10 protein-coding genes are annotated in these 11,988 nt (G+C 75.0%); 3 read left to right on the top strand and 7 right to left on the bottom strand.

Annotation, left to right across the window (positions count from 1 at the left end; genetic code table 11):
• The first annotated feature begins 177 nt into the window (after nucleotides 1-177).
• Entirely contained in the window at nucleotides 178-1,326 is a 1,149-nt protein-coding gene (locus LG324_RS08185) for a GNAT family N-acetyltransferase (RefSeq protein WP_404352895.1), read from the top strand.
• 62 nt (nucleotides 1,327-1,388) lie between these two features.
• Here the strand turns inward: LG324_RS08185 and LG324_RS08180 are convergent, their stop codons facing one another.
• The 7 genes from LG324_RS08180 to mtrA all read right to left on the bottom strand — a co-directional run bounded on the left by LG324_RS08180 (nucleotide 1,389) and on the right by mtrA (nucleotide 9,196).
• Entirely contained in the window at nucleotides 1,389-2,594 is a 1,206-nt protein-coding gene (locus LG324_RS08180; RefSeq protein WP_404352893.1) for a winged helix-turn-helix domain-containing protein, read from the bottom strand.
• Nucleotides 2,587-3,294 (bottom strand): response regulator transcription factor, encoded by a 708-nt coding sequence (locus tag LG324_RS08175; RefSeq protein ID WP_242525776.1) that lies wholly within the window; start codon nucleotides 3,292-3,294, stop codon nucleotides 2,587-2,589. Before LG324_RS08175 ends, LG324_RS08180 begins: the two co-directional genes overlap by 8 nt.
• A gap of 77 nt (nucleotides 3,295-3,371) precedes the next feature.
• Complete coding sequence (gene hpf, locus LG324_RS08170) at nucleotides 3,372-3,998, bottom strand: ribosome hibernation-promoting factor, HPF/YfiA family (protein WP_404352891.1); 627 nt, start codon at nucleotides 3,996-3,998, stop codon at nucleotides 3,372-3,374.
• A gap of 145 nt (nucleotides 3,999-4,143) precedes the next feature.
• The gene (locus LG324_RS08165; RefSeq protein ID WP_404352890.1) at nucleotides 4,144-4,917 is read right to left on the bottom strand and encodes a ComF family protein; all 774 of its coding nucleotides are present in this window, start codon (nucleotides 4,915-4,917) and stop codon (nucleotides 4,144-4,146) included.
• A gap of 132 nt (nucleotides 4,918-5,049) precedes the next feature.
• Nucleotides 5,050-6,807 (bottom strand): GerMN domain-containing protein, encoded by a 1,758-nt coding sequence (locus LG324_RS08160; protein WP_404352889.1) that lies wholly within the window; start codon nucleotides 6,805-6,807, stop codon nucleotides 5,050-5,052.
• Entirely contained in the window at nucleotides 6,804-8,516 is a 1,713-nt protein-coding gene (mtrB, locus tag LG324_RS08155; RefSeq protein ID WP_404352888.1) for an MtrAB system histidine kinase MtrB, read from the bottom strand. The genes LG324_RS08160 and mtrB overlap by 4 nt, the downstream gene beginning before the upstream one ends.
• 2 nt (nucleotides 8,517-8,518) lie before the next feature.
• Nucleotides 8,519-9,196, bottom strand: a complete 678-nt coding sequence (gene mtrA / locus LG324_RS08150) for an MtrAB system response regulator MtrA (protein ID WP_030527593.1) — start codon at nucleotides 9,194-9,196, stop codon at nucleotides 8,519-8,521.
• A 112-nt stretch (nucleotides 9,197-9,308) separates the two neighbouring features.
• On the opposite strand from mtrA, the gene LG324_RS08145 reads away from it, so the two are divergent.
• Nucleotides 9,309-10,907, top strand: a complete 1,599-nt coding sequence (locus tag LG324_RS08145; RefSeq protein WP_404352887.1) for a sensor histidine kinase — start codon at nucleotides 9,309-9,311, stop codon at nucleotides 10,905-10,907.
• Nucleotides 10,908-10,926: 19 nt separating this feature from the next.
• Nucleotides 10,927-11,583, top strand: coding sequence for a response regulator transcription factor (locus LG324_RS08140; protein WP_207022693.1), 657 nt, complete (start codon nucleotides 10,927-10,929; stop codon nucleotides 11,581-11,583).
• Nucleotides 11,584-11,988 lie beyond the last annotated feature (405 nt).

The raw sequence follows: 11,988 nt of genomic DNA, 5'->3' as shown, positions 1-11,988 counted from the left end.
GTGGGACTCCCTGGTAGACGGACGGCGGCGGTCGGACGAGGCGGTGCCCGAGCGCCGGACCCGCCTAGGGTAGTCGAGGCCCCCGCGGCCGTCCCGCGGCGGCGCACCCGAGGGTCCAACGGGCGGTCGGCGCGCCCCGGTTCCCGGTCGGCGGGTCGCGGTGGTTGGGTGGGGTCCATGACCGAGGCCGTCTTCCCCGACTGCGTGCCGGTGCTCACCGACGGGCACGTGCGCCTGCGCGCGCACCGACCCGAGGACGTGCCGCGGCTCGTCGAGCAGTGCCGCGACCCACAGGCCGTCCGCTGGACGACCGTCCCCCGCCCCTACGCCGAGGCCGACGCCGACCGCTTCCTCGCGCTCGTCGAGGCGGGCTGGAACGACGAGGGGGGCGACCGGCTCTGGGCCCTCGAGGACGCCACCGACCCCGGCCGCGGCTACCTCGGCACCGTCGACCTGCGTCCCCGGCTCGGCGGCGCCGTCGCCGAGCTCGGCTACCTCCTGCACCCCGACGCGCGCGGCCAGGGCTACATGGCCGCGGCCGTGCGGCTGGCCGTCGCCTGGTTCCTCGAGCGCGGCGGCCACCGCGTGCACTGGAAGGCCGAGCGCGGCAACTTCGCGTCGTGGCGCGTCGCGTGGGCGTGCGGGTTCACCCACCACGGCACCCTCCCCGGCTCGCTCGAGGCGGTGGGCGGCGGGGCGCCGCTCGACGCGTGGCAGGGCAGCATCGGCCCGGACGACGTCCTCGAGGCCCGCACCCCGTGGCCCGAGCCGCCCGTCCTGCGCACGGACGAGGCGGGCGGGCTCGTCCTGCGCCCGTGGCTCGACGAGGACGTCGACGCGCTCGAGCCCCGCGACCAGCCGGCCCACCACATGCCGGCGCGCGGCATCCTCGAGCCGGACACCTTCCCGGAGTGGCTGCTGACCCGTCGGGAGAAGATGGCGCTCGGGACGACCCTCAGCTGGTGCGTCGCCGACGCGTCGACCGGCCGGGCGCTCGGCGAGGCCCTCGTCTTCGTCCACGCGGGCACCCTCGACGACGACACCGCCGAGCTCGGCTACCAGGTCCTGCCGAGCGCCCGACGACGCGGCGTGGCGACGGCCGCGGCCCGGCTCGTCGCGCAGCACGCGCTCGCGCCGCGCGCCGACGGCGGGATGGGGCTGCGCCGGCTCGTCGCGCAGACGGCCGAGGACAACACCGGCAGCAACGCCGTGCTCGACGCGGCCGGCTTCGAGATCTGGGGCCGCGAGACCGAGGCCGACGTGCTGCCGGGCGGCCGGACGGTGGAGTCGCTGCACTGGGAGCGCCTGCGCCCCTGGACGCCCTGACGGCGCCTCGAGCGTCGCCGACGAGACCTCCGATCTCGAGCCGCCCTGCCGCGCAGGGCGGCTCAGCGAGGGTCGACCGCGACCCCGGCCAGGCCCAGCCAGCCGGCCAGGAGCAGGAGCTCCGCGTCGAGCTCGGTGCGGTCGCCCTCGTCACCGCGCCCGGGCTCCCAGGTGGTCCGCCGCACCCGGAGCAGGCCGGCGGCCCGGTCGCTCTTGAGGTCGACCCGCGCGACGAGCTCGTCCCCGAGGAGGAACGGCAGGACGTAGTAGCCGTGCACCCGCAGCTCCTCGGGCACGTAGATCTCGAGGCGGTAGTCGAACCCGAAGAGCGCCGCGACCCGGTCGCGCTGCCAGACCAGGGAGTCGAACGGCGAGAGCAGGGCCCGGGCGTGGACCCGTCGCGGCCGCCGCGCGTCCCGGTGGAGGTAGACCGGCCGCCTCCACCCCTCGACGACCCCGGGCAGCAGGACCCCGTCGGCGACGAGGGCGGCGATGGCCGGCCGCGCCTGCTCCGGGCGCAGCCGGAAGTAGTCGCGCAGGCACTGCTCGCTGCCGACGCCGTGCGCCCGCGCGGCGATCTCGACGAGCCGCCGGAAGGCCTCCTCGTCGGTGGGTCGCGCGGCAGGGTCGAGCGCGGCCTCGCGCAGGGCCGGGGGCAGCACCCGCGTGGGGTGTGCGTAGCGCCGCTCGAACTGTGGCGTGCGCCCCGCGCTGCTCAGCCGCCCGGCCCAGAACAGGTGCTCGAGGGCGTTCTTGACGAGCGACCAGTTCCAGCCCCAGTGCTCCCGCTCGCGCGGCAGGTCGTGCGCCAGCGCCGCCTCCACCTCGCGGCTGGTCATCGGCCCGTGCGCGCTCACCTCGGCGAGCACGGTCTCGACGAGGCCCGGGTGGTCACGGGCGACCCGCTGCATCCCGCCCCACGACTCGTCGCGGGCCCGGCGCATCCGGAAGTCCAGGAGCGGCCAGGTCGAGGGCGGGACGAGGGACGCCTCGTGGGCCCAGTACTCGACCAGCCGCCGCGGCGCCCGGTCGCGGGCGCGGTCGAGCAGGCCGGTGTCGTACGGGCCGAGGCGCGAGAAGAAGGGCAGGTACTGGCTGCGGACGACGACGTTGACGCTGTCGATCTGCACGACGCCGACGGTGTCGACGACGCGCTGGAGGTCGCGCACCCCGGGCGCGAGGGGACGGGGCCGGGCGAAGCCCTGGGCCGCGAGCGCGATGCGGCGCGCGGCGGGGCGGGTGAGCCGGACCGGAGCCGGCTCAGGCATCCGGGGGGACGAGCCGCTGCTGGTGCGCGTAGACGGCGGCCTCGACCCGCGAGTGCAGGTGCAGCTTCTCGAGGATGCTGCGGACGTGGTTCTTCACCGTGTTCTCGGCGATGCCCAGCGCCTCCGCGACCTCGCGGTTGACCATGCCCCGGGCCACGTGGCGCAGCACCTCGACCTCGCGGTCGGTGAGGGTCGTCGGCTCGGGGCCCTCCGGCGGCGCGTCGGCCTGGCTGAGCCGGCTGAACTCCTGGAGCAGCGTCGCGGCCATCCCCGGCGGGATGATCGCCTGCCCGTCGTGGACCCGGCGGATGGCGTCGGCGACCTCCTCGCCGGGCAGGTCCTTGAGGAGGTAGCCGCTGGCGCCGGCCTTGATCGCCTCGAAGAGGTCCTCCTCGTCGTCGCTCATCGTCAGCATGAGGATGCGGATGCGCGGGTCGGCGGCATGGAGGCGAGCGGTCGCCTCGATGCCGCCGACCACGGGCATCCGCACGTCCATGAGGACGACGTCGGGGTGCAGGCGGGCGCAGAGCTCGACGACCTCGCTGCCGTTGCTCGCCTGTCCGACCACGGTGGCCGCCCCGTCGAGCTCGACGACGATCGCCATGCCCTGCCGGTAGAGCGCGTGGTCGTCGGCGATGACGACGCGGACGGGGCCGGAGGGCAGGCCGGAGACCTCGTCGGTCCCGTGCGCCTCTGGCACCCCACTCACCTCGTCCGTCACATCGTCATCGTGTCAGGTCCGCGGGCCGCCGTGCGGCCCCCACGCGCGGGAAGCCGCTACGACGCGGCCTCCTGGACCTCGCCGTCCGCCTCGAGGTCGAGGTGGAGGACGCCGTAGGACCAGCCGCGGCGCCGGTAGACGACGCTCGCGCGGTCGGTCTCGACGTCGTGGAAGAGGTAGAAGTCGTGGCCGACCGCCTCCATCTGGGCGAGCGCGTCGGTCAGGGTCATCGGCGTCGAGCGGTGCACCTTCTCGCGCACCTCGATCGGCGAGTCGCCGAACGGGTCGTCGGGCTGCTCCTCGCCCTCGGCCGGCGGGGCGTCCGGGGTCTGGATGCGGGAGGTCGCCATCGCGACGGACTCGGGCGTGCGACGGCCGCGGTGCACCCGCTTGCGGTCGCTCTGCCGCCTGAGGCGTTCCATGAGCCTGTCGACCACCACGTCGAGGGCCGCGTACTTGTCGTCGGCGCACGCCTCCGCGCGCACCACCGGGCCCTTCGCGTAGCAGGTGACCTCCACCCGGTCGCAGGCCTTCGCCTGGGAGCGGTTGGCCTCATGACTGACCATGACCTCGACCCGCCGGGTGCGTGGGGCGAGCTGGGTGATCTTGGCCAGCTTCTCCTCGATGTGGTCCCGGAATCGGTCGGAGACGGTCAGGTGCCGTCCGGTGACGACGATGTCCACGTGGTCCTCCTCGTGCTCGATGGTGTGGGGGCCGAACACTCAGCGACAGGGGCACCACCTCCGGAACACGGGGTCCATGCACAGACGCTAGCCGTCCCCGAGGGGCCTCACAACCACGACGGGAGAACCCGTCCCGTCGTGCTCGTCACGCGGACACCCTCGCCCCGGACCTCGTCGACGGCGTCGCCCCGACGACGGCCGCCACGACGTGGACCGCGCCCGCCACCCGCAGCGCCCGGGCCGCCTCGGCGAGCGTGGCCCCGGTCGTCACGACGTCGTCGACGAGCAGGCAGACCGCCCGCTCGACGAGCCGCAGGTCAGCGGGCCGCACGGCCATCGACCCCGCGAGGTTCGCCGCTCGGGCCGCCCGGCCGAGGGCGGTCTGGTCGGCGACCGGTCGGGTGTGCCGCAGCACGGGCCGGCACGTGAGCGACGGGTCCCCGAGACGACGGGTGGCGGCGGCCCCGAGCGCCGCGACGGCGTCCTCCCCGCGTCGGCGCCCGGCACGGCGCGAGGTCGGGACCGGGACCACGAGCACCGGGCCGCGGCGCCACGCGTCCCGCAGGTCGGGGTCGGAGGCCAGGGCCCGGTGCATCGCCACCGCGAGGAGCCGCGCCAGCCCCGGTCGCAGGTCACCGCGCCCCGTGTCCTTGTGCGCCGTCACCACGGCCCGGACCGGGCCGGCGCAGACGGTGGCGGCCCACACCGGCGGGTCGACCCCCGGGACCGGGCCGTCGTCCACGGGCGGGACGCGCGCCGCCCGGCGGCAGGCGGGGCACCAGCGCTGCCCCTGGGCCGAGCAGCCACCGCAGCGCACCGGCAGGACGAGGCCGACCGCGTCGCGGACACCGTCGCGCACCGCCCCCGGCAGGTCCGTCCACGCCGCCGCCGCGGCCGTCGCGTCATTGCGTCCGTGCACGCCACCACCCCCGCTCGCTCTGCGCCCACCCTGCCGCAGCGAGGGCCCACCCGTCCGGGCCGTCGTGCCCGAGCCCGGTCGGTCCTGTGGACGACGACGGACGGCGTGCCCCGCTGTGGACGGCGCCGGAGGTCAGCCGGCCGGGGCTGCGAGGTCGGAGGCCTGCCCGCTGTCGACCCAGCGCAGTCCGGAGCGTGACAGCAGCCGGTTCTCGCGGGTGACGAGGTAGAGGTCGCGCTCGACGCCGACCGTCGCGACGGCGCGGGCCCCGGCGGCCTCGGGCAGCGGCGAGACCGACGCGTCGACGGACACGAGGACCGGACGGACCGCCGCCCCGCCCACGGACGCCACCGTGGCGACCTGCTGCGCGTCGACCCACGTCAGCCCGCTCGCCCGGGTGACCCAGGTGCCGAGCCGCAGCGGGGCGGACAGCCGCTCGGGGCGCTGGCCCCCGCCCCGCACGACCCCGGCGAGGTCGAGCCGGACGTCGCGGCCGTCCGGCCGGGTGGACAGGACGACGACACGGTCGCCGTCCGCGGCGACCCGGGCCTCGACGACCCGCCGCCCCGCGAGCCACGACGCCTCGACGGGCTGGGCGCGGGCGGCCACGAGGTCCGCCGGGGACACCCGCGTGTCGACCGTGAACAGCCGGGCGTCCCCCGAGCCGACGGCGCCGGCCCAGAGGAAGCCGCGACGGTCGTACGCGGGGGCACCGACGTCGGCCCCGAAGGGCGGCACCTCGTAGCGGTTGGTGCCTCGCCAGCGCGAGAGGCCGTCGCCCGACGGGTCGACCGCGGCGGTCTCGGCGCCGTCGGCCGAGAGGGCCAACCGGGTGAAGTCGGCCGGGACGTCCGGGTAGGCGCTCGGGCCGACGGAGGCCCCCTTCTGACGGACGCTCCCGGTGGGGTCGAAGACGGCCACCGTCGCCCCGCGGCGCACGACGGGCGCGGTGGTGGCGGTGTCGGACTCCGGCGGGAAGCCGATGCGCTCGAGGGAGGAGACCGGTCCCTCGACGCCGTCGAGGTCGACCGGGACCCCGTCGATCTGCAGGGTCACCGCGGTGACGGTCGGGTCCTGCGTCAGGGTCGTGAGGAACTGGGCCCAGATGTTCTCGCGGGTGGTGTCCCCCGGCGCGAGGCGGCTGGCGATGAGGTTGACCGACACCACGCCGGAGGCGTCGATCGACACGGCGTCACCGAGCAGCCGGGCCCCGGCCGGCACGGCGGTCGTCGCCGCCCCGAGGAGGTGGTCGGGGACGGGGGCGAGCTGGGCGTTGGCCAGCCGGGTGAGCAGGCGGTCCAGCGGGAACCACCGGACGTCGGGGACGGTGGCGCGGTGGCTCGCCGAGACGTAGTGCACGGCGAAGGGCTGGACCAGGCGGGGGACGTCGTCGGCGGCGATCCACCGCCCGAAGCCCTCGGGCATCCCGTCGATGCGCCACTGCCCGCCGACCGAGGTGAGCGAGAACCGGGCCGAGGCCGAGCTGCCCGGCCGGGCCGCCGTGTAGCGCCCGTCGGCGTCGACCGTCCCGGCCACGGGGGCGGTGACCTGGACGGTGGCCGGGTCGAGCAGGCGGGTCGTCGGGGACTCGTTCCCCGAGAGCAGGACGATCGTCTCGTCCGGCTGCCACCGCTCGGCCATCCGGGAGGTGAGGAACTTGCGCGCGTTGTCGTACTTGCCGTCGCTCGAGGCCCCGGCGCGCAGGAAGCCGCTGACGATGCCCTGCTGCGTCTCCCGGGCGTCCGGGCCGGGGTAGACGAGGCCGATCTGGGGGGCGATGGGCGCCGAGACGTCGAGCCCCGGCTGCACCGGGCCCCCGCCGCTCAGGCCGCTGCACCCGGTGAGGAGGAGCGCACCGAGCAGGGCCGCGAGGAGGCGCGACGGCCTCACGGCTGCTCGTCCCGGGGGCTGAGCGGCAGCGGGGAGGAGTGCAGGCTGGTGCCGGCCTGGGCGGGCAGCGTGAGGCGGAAGCGCGACCCCTCCCCCGGCTCGCCCCACGCCTGGAGCCAGCCGTTGTGCAGCCGGGCGTCCTCGAGCGAGATCGAGAGCCCGAGGCCGGTGCCGCCCGTCGTGCGGGCGCGCGCGGGGTCGGCCCGCCAGAAGCGCGTGAAGACGTTGGCGGCGTCGCCGGGGCGCAGTCCCACCCCGTGGTCCTCGACGACGACGGCGACGGCGTGGTCGTCGACCCCGATGCGGACCTCGACCGGCCGGCCCTCGCCGTGCTCGACCGCGTTGACGACGAGGTTGCGCAGGATGCGCTCGACCCGGCGCTCGTCGACCTCGGCCTCGGCCGGGCCGTCGGGGGCGACGACGGTGACGACGCTGCCGCGGCGCTCGGCCAGCGGCCGGGCCGCCTCGACGACCTTGGCGACGGTGCCGCGCAGGTCGACCGGCTCCAGGTCGAGCACCGCGCCGCCGGCGTCGAACCGGCTGATCTCGAGCAGGTCGGCGAGCAGCGCCTCGAACCGGTCGAGCTCGCCGGCGAGCAGCTCGGCGGAGCGCGCGACCGGGGCCTCGAACTCGTCGCGCGAGCCGTGGAGGACGTCGACGGCCATCCGGATCGTCGTCAGCGGCGTGCGCAGCTCGTGCGAGACGTCGGAGACGAACCGCTGCTGGACGGCGGAGAGCCCCTCGAGCTGGCGGATCTGGCTCTGGAGGCTGTCGGCCATGTTGTTGAACGAGGTGGCGAGCAGCGCAAGGTCGTCCTCGCCGCGCGCGGGCATCCGCTCGTTGAGCCGGCCGGCGGACAGCCGCTGGGCGACCTGCCCGGCCCGCCGCACGGGGGTGACCACCTGGCGGGTGACGACCCAGGCGACGGCGCCGACGAGGAGGGTGAGGATGACGCCGGCGACGAGGAACGCGTTGCCGATGAGGTCCATCGTCGCGACCTCCTGCTCCATCGGGAAGATGAAGTAGAGGTCGTAGAGGCCGGCGTTCTGGATCGTCACGACGCTGCCGACGACGACGGCCGGCACGTCACGGCCACCGAGCCGCAGCGTGCTCACCTGGGTGTGCTGCCGGCCGGGGTCGGCGGCGACGGCGGCACGCAGCTGCTGGCTCACGGCGTCGATGCCGACCGCGCGGTTGCTCCGCGCCTCGACGAGCACGACGTCGCTGTCGTTGTTCGTGGACCGGTTCATCACGACGTAGCGGCTGGGGTCCGGCCCGGGGGCGCTGAGGATGCGCGTCATGATGTCGGTCGCCGAGCGGTTGAGCTCGTCGACGGACGCCGACGTCGAGGCGTTCCACTGCACCTGCGCTCGCGAGGTCAGCGACAGGGCCTCGTACTGCGAGTTGGTGATCCGGCTGCGCTCGAGCCCGGTCGCGATCTGCTCGTGGAGGACCGACCCGAGCACGCTGACGACGGCGAGGCCGAGCAGCATCGTCGTCGCGACGACCCGCAGGCGCAGTGACTGCCGCCAGCGTCGGCGCAGCCCGCGCAGGCGTCGTCCGGCGCCCGACGAGAGCCTCCGCAGCAGGACGAGCGCGGGTCGCTCGCGCGGGAGTGCGGGTGCCGCGGCCGGGCCGACGACGACCCCACGGAGCGGCTCGCGGGCCGACGCGTCCCGACCCACGCCGACGTCGGCGGCCCCGGGCACCGTCAGGCCCGGCCGGCCTTGTAGCCGACGCCGCGGACCGTCACGACGATCTCGGGGTGCTCGGGGTCGTGCTCGATCTTGCTGCGCAGACGCTGCACGTGGACGTTGACGAGCCGGGTGTCGCCGGCGTGGCGGTAGCCCCACACCTGCTCGAGGAGTACCTCGCGGGTGAAGACCTGCCACGGCTTGCGCGCGAGCGCGACGAGCAGGTCGAACTCGAGCGGGGTGAGCCCGAGCGGCCGGCCGTCGCGCACGACGGTGTGGCCGGCGACGTCGATGACGAGGTCGCCGATCGTCAGGCGCTCGGGGGCCGGCTCGTCGCCCCGGCGCAGCCGGGCCTTGATGCGGGCGATAAGCTCCTGCGGCTTGAACGGCTTGACGACGTAGTCGTCGGCCCCCGACTCCAGGCCGAGCACGACGTCGACCGTGTCGGTCTTCGCGGTGAGCATGACGATCGGGACGCCGGACTCGCCGCGGATCTGCCGGCAGACCTCGAGGCCGTCGGTGCCGGGGAGCATGACGTCGAGCAGGACGAGGTCGGGCCGGTACTGCCGGAACACCTCGAGGGCACCGCCGCCCTCGGCGACGTGCTCCACCTCGAGCCCCTCGGCGCGCAGGACGATGCCGAGCATCTCCGCGAGCGCCAGGTCGTCGTCGACGACGAGCACACGACCCTTCACCTGACGTCCCCGTCCTTCCCCGAGCGTTGACTCCGTCTCCATGATCACACAGGGCCCTGCGAGAACTCCGAATGACAGGAGGGATCGGCGTCGCGCCCGTACCCTGTGAACCGTGGTCCGCCTGTTCCGGCTGGCGCGCATCGACGCGTCCGCCACCATCCGCCTCGCGTTCGCGGTGCTCAGCATCTTCCTCGCCGTCTTGGCGGGGAAGATCGTCGAGCTCGCGCCGTGGCTCCTCGCGGTCCTCGCGCTCGACCTCGTCGTCACCGCGCTCGACCGCCTGCCCATCTCCCGGCAGGGCCTTCTCGACACCGTCGTCCTCACCCTCCTGTGCCTGTCGGCGGGTGCCGCGGGAGCGGGCTACGACGCTGCCGCGCAGTCGGGTTCGCTGCTCCTCCTCGTCCCGGCGTACCACGCGGGCACGCGCTTCGGACGGGTCGGCTACCTCGGCACCTGCGTCGTCGGCAGCGCGGTCTACCTGCTGACCTCGGTGGGCCACAACGACGACAAGGGCTTCCGCATCGGCCTCGTGGCCTGGGTCGCCGCGGCCCTCGTGCTCGGCGCGCTCGGCGCGTGGAACCAGCGCCTCGCCGTCGAGAACGACTCCGAGAGCGCGGACCCCGCGGCGCGCGAGGCCATCCAGCTCATCCAGCGCCTGCACGACCTCTCCGAGGAGATGGCGACCGGGCTCGACGCTCCGGCGGGCGCCACGCTCGCCCTCGACCTGCTCTCGGCCGAAGTCCCCTCCTCCCGCAGCGCCGTCCTCGTCGCCTCCGACTCCGAGCACCTCGTCCCGGTCGCGCTGCGCGGCTCGACCCGCGCGCCCTGGTACCTCGCGGACGCCCTCTCCGACCTCCTCGCCCAGAACCCGGCGAGCTGGCGCCCGACCCAGATCCCCTTCGCCGACGAGCTCGGCCAGCGCAGCGCGCTCGTCGTGCCGTTCGCCTACGGGGTCGGTCCCACCACCGTCGTCGTCGTCGAGCGCGGGGTCGACCACCCCTTCACGCACGAGGAGCGGCGCGCCGTCTCCGAGGTGACGCGCCGGCTCGCGCCGACCGTCCAGGCGGGCCTGCTCTTCGGCAACCTGCGGCAGTACGCGAGCCTCGAGGAGCGCAACCGCATCGCCCGCGACATCCACGACGGCATCGCGCAGGAGCTCGCGGCCCTCGGCTACGCGGTCGACGCCCTGCGGATGCAGGCCGGCCCGCCCGGCCAGGGGATGCGCGACCAGCTCGACGGCCTGCGCAAGCAGCTGAGCGACGCGATGGCCGACCTGCGCACCCACATCACCGACCTGCGCGTGGCCGAGCGGCCGGGCAGCGGCCTCGGCGCGGTGCTCGGCGCGGCGGTCCAAAGCTTCGGCAGCATGACCGGCGTCCGCACGACGGTCACGGTGAGCGAGGGGCGCCGGCGCCTCGACCCGCGCGTCGAGATGTTCGTCCACCGCCTCGTCATGGACGTCCTCGCCGACGCGCAGGCCTCCGGGGCCCGCAACGCGTGGGTCAGCCTGAGCACCTCAGTCGTCGGCCCGGCCGTCGTCGAGGTCTCCCACGACGGCGACCCGCGGCGGGCGCGACGCTCCTACCGCAACACCACGCTCGACGAGCTGACCGGGACACTCGTCGTGCGCAACGAGCCGAACGGCCGCACCACCGTTAACCTGACCGTCGAGGAGCCGTCGCCTGCGGGGACGCTCCATCCTGCGAGCTGAACCAACCGAGGGAGAGACCGTGACGATCAGCGTGGTGCTCGTCGACGACCACGCGGTGGTCCGCGAGGCCGTGGCGGGGATGCTCAACGCCCAGGACGAGGTGAGCGTGGTCGGACAGGCGGGCTCGCTCGCCGAGGGGCGTGCGCTCTTCGACCGTCTGCTCCGCACCCCACCGCCCGGCCGCGTCGTCGCCGTCATCGACGTGACGATGCCCGACGGCAGCGGGCTCTCGCTCGTGCGCGCCGTCCGCGAGCGCTCCAAGGACATCGGGCTCGTCGTCCTCACGATGCTCAACGACGACTCGACGCTCCTCGAGGCGCTCGACGCGGGGGCCTCGGCGCTCGTGCGCAAGAGCGCCCCGGCCGACCAGGTCCTCTCGGCGGTGCGCCGGGCCGCGGACTTCCCGCTCGAGTTCTCGGCCAGCGGTCTCGCGGAGGCGATGCGCCGCCAGCACGAGACGCCGCAGACCACGCTCACCGGCCGCGAGACCGAGGTGCTCAAACTGCTCGTCGAGGGCGCGTCCGTGGCGCAGGTCGGGCGTCAGCTCTTCATGAGCCCCTCGACCGTCAAGACGCACATCGGCAAGATCTACGAGAAGCTCGGCGCTCACAACCGGGCGAGCGCGGTCATCGCGGCCGTGCGTCTCGGGCTCGTCGCCGACGTCGACCGCACCTGACGTCCGCGGCGGGAGGACGGTCCCGCCCCGCCGGCTGACGCGTCGTCACGGTGACGGCGCGGAACCTCCGCCAGGACGGGGATGCATCCCCGCCATCAGAGAACATCCGGGTCGTCACCGTGACGGCGCGGATGCTCCGTGATGTCCCAGCGCCCCGCACACGTCACCATCCACGAAAAGCCCGCACGTGCCGGGATCTCGCGCCCCGCACACGTCACCGTCCACGAAAAGCCCGCACGTGCCGGGATCTCGCGCCCCGCACACGTCACCATCCACGAAAAGCCCGCACGTGCCGGGATCTCACGCCCCGCACACGTCACCATCCACGAAAAGCCCGCACGTGCCGGGCTCGTCCCGGCCGAGGAGCTCCGACCCCCGGCGTCGTCACGGTGACGGCGCGGAACC

It is taken from the genome of Phycicoccus jejuensis, assembly GCF_044797865.1.
Classification (GTDB): domain Bacteria; phylum Actinomycetota; class Actinomycetes; order Actinomycetales; family Dermatophilaceae; genus Phycicoccus; species Phycicoccus jejuensis.
The sequence above is the reverse complement of the archived record's forward strand: the minus strand, read 5'-3'. Positions and strand labels throughout refer to the sequence as shown.

Bases quoted from the DNA above. Each gene is read 5' to 3' on its own strand.
- LG324_RS08185 (WP_404352895.1), top strand. From the start codon at position 178: ATGACCGAGGCCGTCTTCCCCGACTGCGTGCCGGTGCTCACCGACGGG.
- LG324_RS08180 (WP_404352893.1), bottom strand. From the start codon at position 2,594: ATGCCTGAGCCGGCTCCGGTCCGGCTCACCCGCCCCGCCGCGCGCCGC.